Here is a 15,560-nt window from a genome sequence, read left to right as displayed (position 1 = left end):
GGGGTGTCTCGGCTGGGGTGTCGGCTGGGCGGGCGTGGGGCGCCAGTGGGTGTCGGCCGGTCAGGTGGGTGTCGGTTGGCCGGACCTGCCGCGCGAAATCGGCCCGCGCGAGGGCGACCGCCGCCGGCACGGGTGCGTTTTACAGGCCGCTCAGCCGTTGGCCGGCCCGGACCACGGCCATCGCATGCCGGTCGCCGGGTCGCCGGCCGAGCCGCTCGATCGGCCCGGAGATGCTGATCGCGGCGATCACCCGACCGGTCCGGTCCCGGATCGGCGACGAGACGCTCGCCACTCCGGCCTCCCGTTCGGCGACGCTCTGCGCCCAGCCCCGGCGCCGCACCTCGGCGAGGGTGCGGCCGGTGAACTTGCACCGGGGGAGCAGGGGCATGACCGCCTCCGGCGGCTCCCAGGCCAGCAGGATCTGTGCGGCGGAACCGGCGGTCATCGGCAGCACCGAGCCGACCGGCACGGTGTCGCGCAATCCGCTGGCCCGCTCGGCGGCGGCCACGCAGATCCGCTCGTCCGCCCGGCGCAGATAGAGCTGGGCGCTCTCGCCGGTCGCGTCTCGGAGCGCCGAGAGCAGCGGCTCGGCCGCAGTCAGCAGTACGTCGGGGGCGGCGTTCGCCAACTCGCCCAGACGCGGCCCTGGGCGCCAGCGTCCCTGGGTGTCCCGGACCAGCATCCGGTGGATCTCCAGGGCCTGGGCCAGGCGGTGGGCTGTGGCCCGGGGCAGCTTGGTGCGATCGACGAGTTCGGCCAGGCTGGCGCCGTCGACGCAGGCGGCCAGGATGACCACCGCCTTGTCGAGAACGCCGACACCGCTCATACTGTGTCCCACAAGCCGAAACCTACCTCCCAGAATTTAGGATGTCCAGATGGTGGGAGTCACTCCAGAGCCGTCCTCGTCCAGGACCTTGGCCGAGAAGGTCTGGGATGCTCACGTGGTGCGATCCGCTGACGGTGAGCCGGACCTGCTCTATATCGACCTGCACCTGCTGCACGAGGTGACCAGCCCGCAGGCCTTCGACGGGCTGCGGATGGCGAATCGCAAGGTCCGCCGGCCCGATCTCACGCTCGCGACCGAGGACCACAACACCCCGACCGGCTACGACGACCCGTCGTTCCGGTCCCGGCGCGGTGATCTACTCACCATCGCCGACCCGACCTCGCGGACCCAGATCGAGACGCTGCGCCGCAACTGTGCCGAGTTCGGCCTCAAGTTGCATCCGCTCGGCGACGACAACCAGGGCATCGTGCACGTGATCGGGCCGCAGCTCGGGCTGACCCAGCCGGGCCTGACCATCGTGTGCGGCGACTCACACACGGCCACCCACGGGGCGTTCGGGGCGCTGGCCTTCGGGATCGGCACCAGTGAGGTCGAACACGTCCTGGCGACCCAGACCCTGCCGCAGATCCGCCCGAAGACCATGGCGGTAACCGTGATCGGCGAGCTGGCCCCCGGGGTCACCGCGAAGGACCTGGTGCTGGCGCTGATCGCCCAGGTCGGCACCGGCGGCGGTCGCGGCCACATCGTGGAGTACCGGGGCGAGGCGATCAGCAGGCTCTCCATGGAGGGCCGGATGACCATCGCCAACATGTCCATCGAGTGGGGCGCCAAGGCCGGGATGATCGCGCCGGACGAGACCACCTTCGCCTACCTGTTGGGGCGGCCGAACGCCCCGCAGGGCGCGGACTGGGACGCCGCCGTCGAATACTGGCGGACCCTGCCGACCGACGAGGGTGCGACCTTCGACAGCGAGGTGGTGCTGGACGCCAGCCGGATCAGCCCGTTCGTCACCTGGGGCACCAACCCCGGCCAGGGCACCGCGCTGGACGCGGCCGTGCCGGACCCGGAGGACTTCGTCACCGACGCCGAGCAGACCGCTGCCCGGCGGGCCCTGGAATACATGGACCTCAAGCCCGGCACCCCGCTCCGGGACGTACCGGTGGACGTGGTCTTCGTCGGCTCCTGCACCAACGGCCGGCTGGAGGACCTCCGGGCCGCCGCCGACGTGCTGCGCGGACACCGGGTGGCCGACGGGGTGCGGATGCTCGTCGTACCCGGGTCGGCAGCGGTCCGCGAAGCGGCCGAGCAGGAGGGGTTGCACCAGGTCTTCACCGAGGCGGGCGCCGAGTGGCGCTTCGCGGGTTGCTCGATGTGCCTGGGCATGAACCCGGACACCCTCAAGCCGGGCCAGCGCTCGGCCTCGACCTCCAACCGTAACTTCGAGGGCCGGCAGGGCCGGGGTGGGCGTACCCACCTGGTCTCGCCACCGGTCGCCGCCGCCACTGCCGTGGTCGGCCGGCTGGCCGCACCGGCCGACCTGTGAAGGGCTGACCTGACATGGACAAGTTCACCGTGCACACCGGTACGGCGGTCCCGCTGCGCCGGTCCAACGTGGATACCGATCAGATCATCCCCGCCGTGTACCTCAAGCGGGTGACCCGGACGGGCTTCGCCGACGGCCTCTTCAGCGCCTGGCGGGAGGATCCGGCATTCGTACTCAACGATTCCTCATATTCCGGGGCGTCGATTCTCGTGGCCGGCCCCGAGTTCGGCACGGGCTCCTCCCGGGAGCACGCCGTGTGGGCACTGCGCGACTGGGGGTTCCGGTCCGTCATCGCCCCTCGCTTCGGGGACATCTTCCGGGGGAACGCGCTCAAGGAAGGGCTCCTTCCGGTAGAGCTTGAATTGAAGGCCGTCGAGGCCTTGTGGGAGTTGGTGGAGTCCGACCCGACGGTCCGGATCACGGTCGACCTGACCGCCCGGGAGGTCCGGGCCGGGGAGGACACCTGGTCCTTCCCGATGGACGACTTCAGCCGCTGGCGGCTGATGGAGGGCTTGGACGACATTGGACTGACCCTCCGGCACGAGGCGGACATCACCGCCTACGAGGGCCGGCGATCCCCCTTCCGGCCCGTGGTGGCATAGGCCGAACCGCCGACCGTACAGTCGTTTTCGCCCCCGCCGGTTCGCCCGGCGGGGGCGAATCCGTTGCGACACAATGGGTTTTTTCGAGCAGATGTTTGTGTCCCGGTGGCACAGGGCATACCGTGCGCGCAGAATGGCTCGCGTTGAGTCCAGTTGCACATTGGGAGGGAAGTCGTGAACAAGGCCGAGCTCATCGAGGCTCTCGCCGCTCGTCTGGGAGACCGGAAGACGGCGACGTCGGCGCTCGACGCGGTCCTCGCGGAGGTCCAGGCGGCGGTCACCAAGGGCGATCGGGTTGCCATCACCGGGTTCGGGGTGTTCGAAAAGCGCGTGCGCGGTGCTCGAACAGCCCGCAACCCCCGTACCGGTGAATCGGTGAAGGTGAAGAAGACATCGGTTCCGGCCTTCCGGCCGGGCGCCGGGTTCAAGGAGATGGTGGCCAGCGGCAAGGCCCCGAAGAACACCGTGGCGGCGAAGAAGGCCGGCACGGCGTCGACGGCCAAGTCGACCGTTGCCAAGAAGACGACCAAGAAGGCGGCACCCGCCAAGACGACCGCCACCAAGGCGGCGGCGAAGAAGACGGCTCCGGCGAAGAAGGCCACCGGCGTCAAGAAGGCCACCACGGCCAAGAAGACGACGGCGGCGAAGAAGACGACGGCAGCCAAGACCACGTCCACCCGCGCGACGGCGTCCAAGAAGGCCACCACGGCCAAGAAGGCTCCGGCCAAGAAGGCTCCGGCCAAGAAGGCTCCGGCCAAGAAGGCCGCCAAGCGCTGATCCGGGTACCGTCAGGGCGCCTCCGGCTCGTCCGGGGGCGCCCTTCACGTTGTCCGGCACGGAAAACCTGGGCTGTGCGGTCTCGTCTTCCGGCGTCGACAGGGCGTTAACGCCGCTCAGCGGCCCCTGGACGGCCTGAAAGCCCGAGCCGGACCCTTCGGGGTGCCCCTGCACCGACAGTCCCGGCAGAGCCGGACAGGGATGTGAGCGCGGCGAACCGGGCGGCGGCGGTCAGGGTGCGATGGCGGCGGCGGTCAGGGTGTGATCGCGGCGAGGCGGTCCGCGCCGTCGAGCCGGCTCGCGCCGACCATCCGGTCGCCACTGAAGGCGAGCAGCCAGCCGGTGCCCTTCCTGGTCCGGAAATCCTCCACCGACCCGGGCAGCGCGACCGGGTCACCCGGGGCGACCGGGCCGGTCGGTGCGGCCGATTCGGCCGATGCGGCGGCCAGTCGGGCCAACGCCTGCGGGATCACCTTTCCCTGGCTACAGACCACCGCCGGTTCGCCGGCCCGGGCCAGTTCGAGCAGGGCTCCGGCGGCGGCCAGGGCGTTTTCCTCACCGTCCTGCCCCGGCTTCGGCTCGTCGTACGCGGAATCCACCTCGATCGGCCGGTCGAGCAGTTCGGCCAGGGGTTGCAGCGTCTGCACGCAGCGCCGGGGCGCCGCCGAACGCAGGCGTACCGGGCGGAGCAGTGCCAGCAGCTCGGCCAACTCCCGGGCCTGGGCCAGACCGGCGGTGTCCAGTGGGCGGGCGGTGTCCGGCCCGGACCAGGTGCCCCGGTTGCCCGCCGGGGCGTGCCGCACCAGGCCCAGCACCACGGTCACCGGCGGCAGGGCCGCGAAGTCCTCCAGCACCCGGACGTCGTGCGGATAGCTGACCAGTCGGGTGGCTTCGGGCAGCGGCAGCCAGCGTACGGCGTCGACCTCGGTCTCCGGCTGGAAACCGCCGCCGCCGCCGGCCCGCATGGACCAGAACTCGACCGTCTTCGGCGCACCGTCGCGCATCCGGTAGTGCACCGGGGGCAGCCGCACCTCCGGCACCCCGCGTACGTCGGCCTCCTCGGCCACCTCGCGTACCGCGGCGGTCAGCGGATGTTCCCCCGGGTCCAGCTTGCCCTTCGGCAGCGACCAGTCGTCGTAGCGGGGGCGGTGCACCACGCACACCCGCACGCCGTCATCGCCGTGGCGCCAGACCACGCCACCCGCCGCGCGGACCGGTGTCACCCCAGCCATGCCGTCCGGCGTCCCCGGCTCGCCCGGCGCCACGCCTCGGGGAAGGCCACCCGGGCGGCACGGACGGCGACCCGCTCCCGTTCCACCAACCGGCCGGCGGTGACCGCCACGGCGTGGTCGGCCGGGTCCTGTTCCGCGATCGACAGCCAGGTCTCGGCGGCGACCGCCGCGTCCTGGTGCTCGCCGAGCACGTCCTGTACCTTCGCCAGCGCCCTGGCCAGCTTCGCCGGGTCGCCGCCGAGCACCCCGGCGACGGCGTCGACGGCGTACCGGGCCCGCTTGCCGTTGATCCGTACCGCGTGCCAGCGCTCGTCCGGGGCGGCCGGGTCGAGGTCGGCGGCGCCGTCGACCTCGACCTCGTCGTCGCCGTCGGTCAGCCGGTGCCAGGGTCGGGCGACCAGTCGGGGCAGCACCTCCTCGGCGGGCCCGTCGGCCCGAGCGGTCAGTTGCGGCGTCCGGGTGGCGTCGACCAGCGCCTCGACCAGGGCGTGGTAGCGCGCCGACCCCAGCGCCTCGTCGACTTCGGTCAGCGCCGTGGAGTGCCGGTCGGCGAGTACCCGGTCCATCCGCTCCACCGCCGCCGGGTCGAGCGGGCTGAGCGGGTCGGCGGCGGCCGTCCGGGACAGCCGGGCCCGCAGCACCTCGGCGTCCCGGGCCTGCCCCAGCACCCCCGCCAGCCACTTCAGCTCGTCCCGCAACGGCTTGGCCCACGCCGTGCGGACCAGCGGCCCGAATGTCCGCAGGTCGCTGCGGAGCCGTCGGCAGCCGACCCGCATCTGGTGTACGGCGGTGTCGTCGTCGCCGACCGGCGCCCGCAACCGGACCAGCGGATCGTGTGCGAGCACCCGGCCGACGCTGCGGCGGACCGCCGCCGTCACCACGTCACCGGCGCTGGGCCGCTCCGGTAGCTCGCCCGGGGGCACCAGGTCGGGCGCCGCCTCGGCCGTCGCACCGAGTGCCCGGACGTGCTTCGGGGTGAAGGCACCGGTCCGGGCGCCGGCTCCGGTCAGCGCCGACTCCACCGCGTCGAGCAGGTCCCGCCCGCCGTCCTTGCGCTCCACCTCGATCTCGCGGAACGTCGACCGGACCTGCTTGCCGTCGCGTACCTGCACCGCGTCGTCGGCGAGTTCCGCCAGGGTCCGGTCGGCGCCGTCGCGCAGCTCGTACGCCCGCCGGACGGTGCGGACCACCGCGGCCGGCTTGAGTTCCGCGCCCCGGGAGTACGCGGTCACCAGCGCCACCAGGTCGGCCGGGACGGTCTTCGGCCGGCCCGTCCGGGAGATCTCGTGCCGTACGCCAGGGCTGCCGGCAGGGAGTTTGACCGTCCAGGGCAGCTCGTCGCCCTTGCGGTGCCGAAGCGACACCCCGGCCCGGGCCAGCCGCAGGTCGGTGGTGTCGAGGTAGGTCGCGGTGAGCGTCACCGGGGGCAGTTCCACCACCCGTACCCCGTCGGGCAGGACCGCGGACAGGTCGGGCAGGGTGAACTCCGGGTCGACGTCGTACTTCCGCTCCTCCTCCAGCATCGGCCAAGCCTAGTCCGGAATGTCGGCTCCGCCGAGCGTCCGCCGCTCCCGGCGAACCGCCCGGCGGCTCACTTGGCAGCTCCGGCGACCCGGCGCAGCAGCGCCTCCTGGAGATTCACCAGCGGTGCCTCCAGGGTCCCCTTGCGCCGGGTCCAGCAGCCGTCCCCGGTCAGGTCGAACGCCTCGACCTGCGGGCTCATCGCGGCGGTCAGCAACTCGTCCAGCTCGGCCCGGGCGGTCGGGTCGGTCACCTGCACCAGCGCCTCCACCCGGCGGTCCAGGTTGCGGTGCATCAGGTCGGCGGAGCCGATCCAGAACTCGACGCCGCCGTCCGACCCGCCGGCACCGCCGACCGCGGCGACCCCGCCGCCGAACCGGAACACCCGGGAGTGTTCGAGGAAGCGGCCGAGGATCGAGCGCACCCGGATGTTCTCCGACAACCCTGGTACGCCCGGCCGCAGCGTGCACATTCCCCGGATCAGCAGGTCGACGTGCACCCCGGCCCGGGAAGCCCGGTAGAGCGCGTCCACGATCGCCTCGTCGACCAGCGAGTTGACCTTGAACTGGACCAGCGCCGGCAGGCCCTGACGGGCCCGGTCGATCTCGCCCTCGATCCGCTCGATCAGGCCGCGCCGGATGCCCTGCGGCGCCACCAGCAACCGCCGGTACGACGTCTGCCGGCTGTACCCGGTCAGCACGTTGAACAGGTCGGTCAGGTCGGCCCCGATCTCCGGGTCGGCGGTGAGCATGCCGAAGTCCTCGTAGAGCCGGGCGGTCTTCGGGTGGTAGTTGCCGGTGCCGATGTGGCAGTACCGGCGGATCTGGTTGCCCTCCTGCCGGACCACCAGCGCGGTCTTGCAGTGCGTCTTGAGCCCGACCAGGCCGTAGACCACGTGGCAGCCGGCCCGCTCCAGCACCCGGGCCCAGCCGATGTTGGCCACCTCGTCGAACCGGGCCTTGATCTCCACCAGCACCACCACCTGCTTGCCGGCGGCGGCCGCGTCGATCAGCGCGTCGACGATCGGGGAGTCCCCGCTGGTGCGGTAGAGGGTCTGCTTGATGGCCAGCACGTTCGGGTCGGCGGCGGCCTGCTCGATGAAGCGCTGCACGCTGGTCGAGAACGAGCGGTAGGGATGGTGCACCAGGATGTCGCCGTCGCGCAGGGTGGCGAAAACGCTCCGCGGCACCTCACCCTCGGCGAGCCGGGGGTGGGTGGCCGGCACGAACGGCGGGTCCTTCAACTCGGGCCGGTTGGACTCGTTGTAGACCTGCCAGAGCGCGGTCAGGTCGAGCAGCCCCGGCACCCGCAGCACGTCCTGGCTGTCCATGTCGAGTTCCCGGACCAGCAGGTCGAGTACGTGGTCGGAGACGGAGGCGGCCACCTCCAGGCGTACCGGCGGGCCGAAGCGGCGCCGGGCGAGTTCCCGTTCCAGGGCTTGCAGCAGGTCCTCGTCGCGGTCCTCGTCGACCTCCACCTCGGCGTTGCGGGTGACCCGGAACAGGTGGCACTCCACCACCTGCATGCCGGAGAAGAGCTGGTCGAGGTGGGCCGCGATCAGGTCCTCCACCGGCAGGAACCGGTAGCCGGGCGCGTCCCGCTCGACCCGGACGAACCGGGGTACGTTGTTCGGCACCTTCACCCGGGCGAAGAGTTCCGATCCGTGGTCGGAGTCGCGGACCAGCACGGCCAGGTTGAGCGACCGGCTGGAGATGTACGGGAACGGGTGCGCCGGGTCGACGGCGAGCGGGGTGAGTACCGGGAAGATCTGCTCCCGGAAGTACGCCCGCAGCCGCTGCCGCTCCGGCACGGGCAGCTCGTCCCAGTGCAGCAGTGCGATGTTCTCGGTGGCCAGCTTCGGCATCACCTCGTCGACGAAGCACGCCGCGTGCCGGGCGACCAGGTCGGCGGCGCGCTCGGAGACCAGTTCGAGCTGGGTGGTCAGCGGCATCCGGTCGCCGCCCCGGACCGGCAGCCCGGCCTGCAACCGTCGCTTCAGCCCGGCGACCCGGACCATGTAGAACTCGTCGAGGTTGTTGGCGAAGATGGCGAGGAACTTCGCCCGCTCCAGCAGCGGGGTGTCCGGATCCTCGGCCAGGGCCAGCACCCGGGCGTTGAAATCCAGCCAGGACAGCTCGCGGTTGAGGAACCGGTCCGACGGCAGCGGCGCGGCCGGTTCCCCGACCGGCTCGGCGGACGGCTCGGTCGTCTCGCCGCGGGCGGCCAGGGCGCTCTCCGGGACGGCGCTGCCCGGGCCGGTCGCCGGTGCTCCGCGCCGGCCGTGCGCCGGGTTGTCGGCCAGGCCGGTCGCCGGGCTCCGGTCCGGCCCGCCGGCCGCGGCGCGCGCCGAGTCGGCCGCCTGGTCCAGCGCCGCCGACCGGTCCGGCTCGGCGACGGTGTCCGGCTCGACGGTGCCGTCCGGCTCGCCCGCCGGCTCGCGGTCGGTGTGCCCCTCCGGCCGGTCACCGGAACCGGCCGGCTGCCCGCCACCGCCGGCCCGGCCGCCCCGGGGAGTACGGGCGGTGCCCGGCGCCTGGTCTCCGCCCGTCCGGCCACCCCGTGGGGTACGGGTGGTGCCGCGCGGCTGGTCCCCGTTCTTCCGGCCACCCTGGGGAGTACGGGGTGTGCGGGTCGAACCGGCCCCGGGCAGGGGTGTCGGCGCGGGACGGGACGGGCCCGTCTGCCGGGATTCGTCCGTGCCGTCCGGTGCCGGATCCGGCGTAGGTCGCTCGCTGGCGCCGGACCGCGACTGGCGCTGGGAGAGGGGGCGTCGGGACGGCGGGGTGCTCACCACCCCATCATTCCCCGGCGGCGGTTAACGGAAAATGAACTTGACCGAGCAGGTCAGGGGAAGGTCGGCAGCGTGACCCGGACCAGCGTGCCGGCGTCGTCGTGCTCCAGCCGGACCCGCTGACCCAACCGGAGCAGGCGCAGGCCGGAGGCGTCGAACGCGGTGGCCGGGAAGGTGACCCGGGATCCGTCGTCGAGCAGCAGCGTGCCGGTCCTGGTCTGCGGGTCGTAGTCGGCCACCGTGCCTTGCATGCCCAGCACCGTACACCGGTCCGCCGGGTGGTGGGGTCGGCCTGCCGGGCACCGGCAGCGGTCTGCGCCGCTGGTCGGGTCGAGGCTCAGCACTCGACGTCGGCCGGTGCCGCCCGCCGGTTCAGTGCGGCGGTGTGCCGGCCGAGCCCGAGCGCCGCCGCCGCCCGCAGGTCCGCCGGGGTGTCGACGTCGCGGCGCAGCGTCGACCAGGCGCCGGTGAGTGGACGAGCGCCGGAGGCCGCGTGCGCCGCCGCCGAGTGCGGGCCGAAGCGGGGGTCGAGGGCTGCGCCGGGGACGGCGGTGAGCAGTACGGTTCCGGTGCCGGGAGCGTCCGCGACGAACCGGCGTACCCCGGGCGAACCGTCGGCGGCCCGCAGCGCCTCGGCCAGCTCGGCCGGACGCAGCGCCGGCAGGTCGGCGGTGAGTGCCGCCACCGGGCCGTCGGAAGCCGCCGCCGCGCCCCGGACGAACGCGGGGTTGAGCCCGGTGGTCGGCGGCTCCGGCACGACCCGGGCGCCGAGCCGGCCCAGGGTCCGGGTGGCCGCCGGGTCGTCGGTCACCACCAGCAGTTCCCGGACGGCCGGACAGCCGAGTACGGCTTCGACGGTGTCCTGGGCCAGGGCCAGGGCGAGCAGTTCGTGCGGTACGCCGTCGAGTGCGCCGCGCAGCCGGCTCTTCGCCGACCCGAGGCGCTTGACCGGCACCACCACGGTCCAGTTCCGCTCTGCCACGCGACAATCCTGCCAGCTCGCCGCCGGCCGCCCGGCGTGTGGCGTACCCGGCCCCGGGGATACCCCTGGCTGGCCGTACCCGGGACGGGCAGGCATGATTTCGCTGCGGGCGGCGGCACCCCGGGCCCGGGTCGGTGGCGGGCCGGAACGGGGTGGGCACGGGCGGTGTCACCTCGCCACCCGAGCCAGGACGCCCGGATGGCGCCCCGGCCGGGCCGCGCCAGGGTGGGTACGACGAGGAGGCACAGTGACACGGCGCAGGCTGGGATTCTGGCGACGGTTCGCCGTCGCGGTGGTCAAGCCGGTCCTGACCGTCTGGACACGGCGCGACTGGCGCGGCATGGAGCACGTCCCGCCCTCCGGTGGCGTGATCATCGTGCCGAACCACCTCTCCCACTTCGACCCGTTGGTCTCGGCGCACTTCATCTACGACTCCGGCCGCTGGCCCAGCTATCTGGGCAAGGCGAGCGTCTTCAAGGTGCCGGTGATCGGCAAAATCCTGCTGAAATGCCAGCAGATCCCGGTGGAGCGCGGCACCGTCGACGCGGCCAGGTCGCTGGAGGCGCTGGACCGGGCGGTCCGCTCCGGTGCGGCTGTCGTGATCTACCCGGAGGGCACCACCACCCGGGAGCCCGAGCTGTGGCCGATGCGCGGCAAGACCGGCGCCGCCCGGCTCGCCCTGGCCACCGGTGCCCCGGTGGTGCCGGTGGTGATGTGGGGACCACAGCGGATCTTCGACCCGCGGACGAAGAAGGTCAGCCTCCGGCCGCGTACCCCGGTGACGGTGGTCGCCGGTCCGCCGGTGGATCTGAGCCGGTGGACCGGCGCGGCGCCGAGCAAGGCCGTACTGGACGAGATGACCGACGCCATCATGCTGCGGCTGCGCGACATGCTCGCCGAGATCCGGGGCGGGACGCCCCCGCCGATCTGGTCGGCGCAGCCGAACCGCCGCACCGAGGACCGAGCATGAGGGAGCGTGGCGAGCGAATCAGTCAGCTCAGGGCCGATGTGCCTCATGGCGGCACGGAGCGAAGCGGAGTGCCGGCATGAGCCACGTCGCCGTGCTCGGCGCCGGCTCCTGGGGTACGGCCTTCGCCAAGGTGCTCGCCGACGCCGGCCGGGACGTGCTGCTCTGGGCCCGCCGCCCTGCGGTGGCCGAGGCGATCCGCACCACCCGGACCAACCCCGACTACCTGCCCCGGCTGCGGCTGCCGGCGGCGGTACGCGGAACTGCCGAGGCAGCCGAGGCGATCACCGGCGCCGACCTGGTGGTGCTGGCGGTACCGGCGCAGACGTTGCGCGGCAACCTGGCCGAGTGGGCCCGGCACCTCGAACCCGACGCGACGCTGGTCTCCCTGATGAAGGGGATCGAACTGGGTACCACCAAGCGGATGAGCGAGGTGATCGTGGAGACCGCCGGGGTCGCCGCCGACCGCGTCGTCGTGGTCTCCGGCCCCAACCTGGCCGCCGAGATCGCCGCCGAGCAGCCCGCCGCGACCGTGGTGGCCTGCACCGACACCGACCGGGCAAACCTGGTGCAGGCGTCGGTCAGCACGTCGTACCTCCGGCCGTACACCAATGACGACGTGGTCGGCTGCGAGCTGGGCGGGGCGGTCAAGAACGTGATCGCGCTGGCGTACGGCATCACCACCGCGATGGGGCTGGGCGACAACACCCGGGCGACCCTGATCACCCGGGGGCTGGCCGAGACGGCCCGGCTCGGGGTGGCGCTCGGCGCCGACCCGCTGACCTTCGCCGGCCTGGCCGGCCTCGGTGACCTGGTCGCCACCTGTTCGTCGCCGCTGTCCCGGAACCGGACCTTCGGCGAGCGCCTCGGCCGGGGCGAGACCCTGGAGCAGGCGCAGGCCGCGACCCGGCAGACCGCCGAAGGGGTGAAGAGCTGCCTGGCGATCCGGGACCTTTCCCGGGCGCACGGGGTGGAGATGCCGATCACCGAGCAGGTCGAGCGGGTCTGCCACGAGGGTGCCGACCCGCACACCGCGATGGCCGTGCTGATGAGCCGCAAGCCGAGGCCCGAGTGACCGGCACCGATCCACGGAAGGACACCATGCCCCACCAGTCGAACTACGGTGACGGCACCCGGAGCGTGCACGCCGGTCTGCCGGAGCCGGTGCCCGGGCAGCCGTTCCTGCCCGGGCCGGTCTTTGCCGCCCCCTACCACCTGGATCCGGCGATCGGCCCGGAGGCGACCCCGAACGGGTACGGCCGGCCGGACAACCCGACCCGCCGCGGGTTGGAGGCGGCCATCGGTGAACTGGAAGGCGGGGACTGCCTCGCCTTCGCCAGCGGGCAGGCCGCGATCACGGCGGTGCTGCTCTCGGTGCTCCGGCCCGGTGACACCGTGCTGCTCCCCACCGACGGGTACTTCCCGGTGCGGGCGTTCGCCGCCGAGACGCTGCGCGGGATCGGGGTACGGGTCGACTTCGTGCCGACCGCCGGCCCGTACCCGGCGTTCGACGGCGTACGGCTGGTGTTGGTCGAGACACCGGCCAACCCGGGCCTGGACGTCTGCGACATCGCCGAACTGGCCGCCCGGGCGCACGCCGCCGGTGCGCTGCTCGCGGTCGACAACACCACCGCGACACCGCTCGGCCAGCGACCGCTGGACCTGGGCGCCGACCTGGTGGTCGCGTCCGGCACCAAGGCGTTGACCGGGCACTCGGACCTGCTGCTCGGTTACGTGGCCAGCCGGACCGCCGGACTGCTGGAGACGATCCGGGGCTGGCGGGCGACCACCGGCTCGATCCCGGGCGCCTTCGACGCGTGGCTGGCGCACCGGTCACTGGCCACGCTGGACCTGCGGCTGGCTAGGCAGAGCGCCAACGCGGCGGCGGTGGCGGCGACGCTGCGGGGCCGCTCCGACGTCTCCGGCGTACGCTGGCCGGGGCTCGCCGACGACCCCGCGTACCCGATCGCCAGCCGGCAGCTCCGGCGGGTGCCCGGGATCGTCGCGTTCGACCTCGGCGACGCCGACCGGGTGACGCGGTTCCTGACCGCCAGCCGGCTGGTCTTCGCGGCGACCTCCTTCGGCGGGCTGCACACCAGCGCCGACCGGCGGGCCCAGTGGGGCGACGACGTGTCGGCCGGATTCGTGCGGCTCTCCTGCGGGGTCGAGGACGCCGCCGACCTGGTCGCCGACCTGACCAACGCGCTCGACGCGGCCGGCGGGTAGCACTCAGGCATCCGAGCTGGTAGCGAACCCGGCTGTCCGGCGGGGCCGGGCGAGCCTGGAACCGGGGCGGGCGTGTGGCGACTCGTTCCGGCATGTGGACAACGCCGCGGATCTTGCCGCCCTTCGTCGCGATCGGCCTGCTGGCTGCCGGATGCACCGGCCCGGGACGGGTCCCTCCGGCCGGCGCGGCCGTTCCGGCCCCGACCCCCACCGCAGCATCCTCGGGCGGTCCGGCCGCGCCCGGCCCGGTGCCGGGCGGTGCCGGCGAGGCGCTCTCCTGCGCGTACGTGATCGACCGGATCGACGCGCCGCCGGAGGGCTGGACGACGCTGGTTGACGCGGTGGCGATGACGCCGGTCCGGCTCGAACCCTCCCCGACCGGCGGTACCGGCCCGGCGCGGCTGTTCGCCAAGACCGGCCTGGTGGTGCGGGCCGACTCCCGCGTCGAGCTGGCCGTGCCGACGGCCTCGGCCAATCGGCCCTGGATCGGCTGGGGAAGCCCGGCGCGGCCCGCCCGGGCGCTGCACTTTCCGGGCTGCCCCGGCGAGTCCGGCTGGCTCGCCTTCGCCGGCGGAATCTGGCTCGACGTGCCCGCCTGCGTGCCGGTGGCGGTCCGGTCCGGCGGACGCGAGGAGCGGGTCCGGATGCGAGCTGGCGTCGACTGTCCGGAGTGACCGGCTTGGCCGCGCTGACGCCGGCCCCTCGGCACTGCGGGTAGCTCACGACCCCGGCCTGCGGGATCGGCGACCCTGGCAGACCCGTTCCGGCATTATCGGGGGGATCCAGCGGGGTCATCACACCAACCAAACTCCCCAATCAGGGAAGCGTTGGGGGGAGCGGGAGGGCGGGGGAAGGGGGAGGGGAGGGGGAGGGGAGGGGAAGGGGGGAGCGGGAGGGGGAGGGCGGGGGAAGGGGGAGCGGGAGGGCGGGGCGGCGGTTGGGATTGGTGGGGGTCTGTGTGCCGGCGGCGAGGGGTGCGGGACTGGCTCGGGTACGGCAGGGTATGCACAACGGTCGGCTGCCGCCGGGATCGGGTCCGGGCCGGCCGGCGTACCGGGAGGCACACCATGGCGAATTCCGAAATACCTGTCGTGGTCGGGCTCGACAACGGCGGCAACAGCAACAACGCCACCGTGCTGGACGCGACCGGGCGGTTCCTGGTCGACGAGTTGGTCGAGAGCCCGTGCCAGGTGCTCGAGGGGCCGGAGGCGGCGGTCGAGGCGCTGGCGGGGGCGATGGCCCAGGTGCTGGCGCATACCCGCACCCGGCCGGAGCAGGTCCGGGCCGTCGGGCTGGACACCCCGGGGCCGGCCAGCGCCACCGGAGTCATCTCGTCGAAGGGCTCGACGAACTTCTCCCAGCCGGCCTGGCGCGGCTACGACATCCGGGGCGCCCTCGAACGCCGGCTCGGCCTGCCGGTCGTCTACCACAACGACGGCAACGCGGCCGCGCTCTACGCCCACCACTCCTACTTCGGCGCCGAGGCGCCGCAGCGGTCGTCGGTCTCCGCCATCGTGGGCACCGGACTCGGCGGTGGCGTGGTCGTGTGCGGGCAGGTGGTGACCGGTACCGCCGGGATGGCCGGCGAACTCGGGCACGTGCACATCCCGATGTTCGGCCTGCTCGCCGAGGGGCAGCCGGTGCCGGTCTGCAACTGCGGGTTCGTCGGGGACGTGGAGAGCGTCGCCTCGCTGACCGGTATCCGGCGCAACCTGCTGCCGTACTGGCTGGGCCGGTACGCCGGGCACCCGCTCGGCGAACTCGACCCGTCCAGCGCCGCCAAGCAGGTCCGGTCGTACGGGGCGGACGGCGACCCGATGGCGCTGCGGATCTTCGAACAGCAGGCGATGGCCCTGGGCCGGCTCTTCACCATCGTCGCCAACTTCACCGACCCGGACGGGTACTTCGTCGGCGGTGGCGTGGTCGAGGCGGCGCAGGAGTTCCGGGACTGGTTCCTGGCCACCGTCCGGGAACACACCACGCTCCGGACCGAGCAGGCGGAGCGGGCCCGGTTCGCGCTGGTGCCGGATCTCGACATGGCCGGGGCCCGGGGCGCCGCCATCGCCGCGCTGAAGTTGCTGGACGGTGCGGCCACCCCGGCCGTCCGAGGACAGGCTCAGCCGGCCAACTGA

General features: G+C 73.3%; 14 protein-coding genes. 8 read left to right on the top strand and 6 right to left on the bottom strand.

Annotation, left to right across the window (positions count from 1 at the left end; all coding sequences use genetic code 11):
• Positions 1-139 precede the first annotated feature (139 nt).
• Complete coding sequence (locus tag R6Y94_RS09635; RefSeq protein ID WP_101370253.1) at positions 140-826, bottom strand: IclR family transcriptional regulator; 687 nt, start codon at positions 824-826, stop codon at positions 140-142.
• Positions 827-875: 49 nt separating this feature from the next.
• Here R6Y94_RS09635 and leuC point away from each other — a divergent pair, with 49 nt between their 5' ends.
• From leuC to R6Y94_RS09620, 3 genes are all read left to right on the top strand, one after another.
• Positions 876-2,330, top strand: coding sequence for a 3-isopropylmalate dehydratase large subunit (gene leuC, locus R6Y94_RS09630; protein WP_318395436.1), 1,455 nt, complete (start codon positions 876-878; stop codon positions 2,328-2,330).
• Between the two features lie 14 nt (positions 2,331-2,344).
• Positions 2,345-2,932, top strand: coding sequence for a 3-isopropylmalate dehydratase small subunit (gene leuD / locus R6Y94_RS09625; RefSeq protein ID WP_318395435.1), 588 nt, complete (start codon positions 2,345-2,347; stop codon positions 2,930-2,932).
• Positions 2,933-3,106: 174 nt separating this feature from the next.
• Positions 3,107-3,709, top strand: coding sequence for an HU family DNA-binding protein (locus tag R6Y94_RS09620; RefSeq protein ID WP_318395434.1), 603 nt, complete (start codon positions 3,107-3,109; stop codon positions 3,707-3,709).
• A 254-nt stretch (positions 3,710-3,963) separates the two neighbouring features.
• Here R6Y94_RS09620 and R6Y94_RS09615 read toward each other — a convergent pair whose 3' ends face one another.
• The 5 genes from R6Y94_RS09615 to cofC all read right to left on the bottom strand — a co-directional run bounded on the left by R6Y94_RS09615 (position 3,964) and on the right by cofC (position 10,235).
• The gene (locus R6Y94_RS09615; protein WP_318395433.1) at positions 3,964-4,941 is read right to left on the bottom strand and encodes an NUDIX hydrolase; all 978 of its coding nucleotides are present in this window, start codon (positions 4,939-4,941) and stop codon (positions 3,964-3,966) included.
• Positions 4,929-6,464, bottom strand: a complete 1,536-nt coding sequence (locus R6Y94_RS09610) for a CYTH and CHAD domain-containing protein (protein WP_318395432.1) — start codon at positions 6,462-6,464, stop codon at positions 4,929-4,931. Before R6Y94_RS09610 ends, R6Y94_RS09615 begins: the two co-directional genes overlap by 13 nt.
• Positions 6,465-6,532: 68 nt before the next feature.
• On the bottom strand, positions 6,533-8,764 hold the full coding sequence (locus R6Y94_RS09605; protein ID WP_412102725.1) for an RNA degradosome polyphosphate kinase: 2,232 nt from the start codon (positions 8,762-8,764) through the stop codon (positions 6,533-6,535).
• A 542-nt stretch (positions 8,765-9,306) separates the two neighbouring features.
• Positions 9,307-9,504: a cold-shock protein gene (locus R6Y94_RS09600; RefSeq protein WP_318395431.1), complete on the bottom strand. Its 198-nt coding sequence runs from the start codon at positions 9,502-9,504 to the stop codon at positions 9,307-9,309.
• Positions 9,505-9,590: 86 nt separating this feature from the next.
• Positions 9,591-10,235, bottom strand: a complete 645-nt coding sequence (cofC, locus tag R6Y94_RS09595) for a 2-phospho-L-lactate guanylyltransferase (protein WP_318395430.1) — start codon at positions 10,233-10,235, stop codon at positions 9,591-9,593.
• A 247-nt stretch (positions 10,236-10,482) separates the two neighbouring features.
• Here cofC and R6Y94_RS09590 point away from each other — a divergent pair, with 247 nt between their 5' ends.
• The 5 genes from R6Y94_RS09590 to R6Y94_RS09570 all read left to right on the top strand — a co-directional run bounded on the left by R6Y94_RS09590 (position 10,483) and on the right by R6Y94_RS09570 (position 15,560).
• Positions 10,483-11,205, top strand: coding sequence for a lysophospholipid acyltransferase family protein (locus tag R6Y94_RS09590; protein WP_318395429.1), 723 nt, complete (start codon positions 10,483-10,485; stop codon positions 11,203-11,205).
• A 76-nt stretch (positions 11,206-11,281) separates the two neighbouring features.
• The gene (locus R6Y94_RS09585) at positions 11,282-12,277 is read left to right on the top strand and encodes an NAD(P)H-dependent glycerol-3-phosphate dehydrogenase (RefSeq protein WP_318395428.1); all 996 of its coding nucleotides are present in this window, start codon (positions 11,282-11,284) and stop codon (positions 12,275-12,277) included.
• A 26-nt stretch (positions 12,278-12,303) separates the two neighbouring features.
• The gene (locus R6Y94_RS09580; RefSeq protein WP_318395427.1) at positions 12,304-13,428 is read left to right on the top strand and encodes a cystathionine gamma-lyase; all 1,125 of its coding nucleotides are present in this window, start codon (positions 12,304-12,306) and stop codon (positions 13,426-13,428) included.
• A 92-nt stretch (positions 13,429-13,520) separates the two neighbouring features.
• Positions 13,521-14,102 (top strand): hypothetical protein, encoded by a 582-nt coding sequence (locus R6Y94_RS09575; RefSeq protein WP_318395426.1) that lies wholly within the window; start codon positions 13,521-13,523, stop codon positions 14,100-14,102.
• 393 nt (positions 14,103-14,495) lie between these two features.
• Positions 14,496-15,560 (top strand): ROK family protein, encoded by a 1,065-nt coding sequence (locus R6Y94_RS09570; protein WP_318395425.1) that lies wholly within the window; start codon positions 14,496-14,498, stop codon positions 15,558-15,560.

This window comes from Plantactinospora sp. KLBMP9567, from assembly GCF_033446045.1.
Lineage (GTDB): Bacteria > Actinomycetota > Actinomycetes > Mycobacteriales > Micromonosporaceae > Plantactinospora.
The sequence above is the reverse complement of the archived record's forward strand: the minus strand, read 5'-3'. Positions and strand labels throughout refer to the sequence as shown.

Bases quoted from the DNA above. Each gene is read 5' to 3' on its own strand.
- R6Y94_RS09635 (WP_101370253.1), bottom strand. From the start codon at position 826: ATGAGCGGTGTCGGCGTTCTCGACAAGGCGGTGGTCATCCTGGCCGCC.
- leuC (WP_318395436.1), top strand. From the start codon at position 876: ATGGTGGGAGTCACTCCAGAGCCGTCCTCGTCCAGGACCTTGGCCGAG.
- leuD (WP_318395435.1), top strand. From the start codon at position 2,345: ATGGACAAGTTCACCGTGCACACCGGTACGGCGGTCCCGCTGCGCCGG.
- R6Y94_RS09615 (WP_318395433.1), bottom strand. From the start codon at position 4,941: ATGGCTGGGGTGACACCGGTCCGCGCGGCGGGTGGCGTGGTCTGGCGC.
- R6Y94_RS09610 (WP_318395432.1), bottom strand. From the start codon at position 6,464: ATGCTGGAGGAGGAGCGGAAGTACGACGTCGACCCGGAGTTCACCCTG.
- R6Y94_RS09600 (WP_318395431.1), bottom strand. From the start codon at position 9,504: ATGCAAGGCACGGTGGCCGACTACGACCCGCAGACCAGGACCGGCACG.
- R6Y94_RS09585 (WP_318395428.1), top strand. From the start codon at position 11,282: ATGAGCCACGTCGCCGTGCTCGGCGCCGGCTCCTGGGGTACGGCCTTC.
- R6Y94_RS09580 (WP_318395427.1), top strand. From the start codon at position 12,304: ATGCCCCACCAGTCGAACTACGGTGACGGCACCCGGAGCGTGCACGCC.
- R6Y94_RS09575 (WP_318395426.1), top strand. From the start codon at position 13,521: ATGTGGACAACGCCGCGGATCTTGCCGCCCTTCGTCGCGATCGGCCTG.
- R6Y94_RS09570 (WP_318395425.1), top strand. From the start codon at position 14,496: ATGGCGAATTCCGAAATACCTGTCGTGGTCGGGCTCGACAACGGCGGC.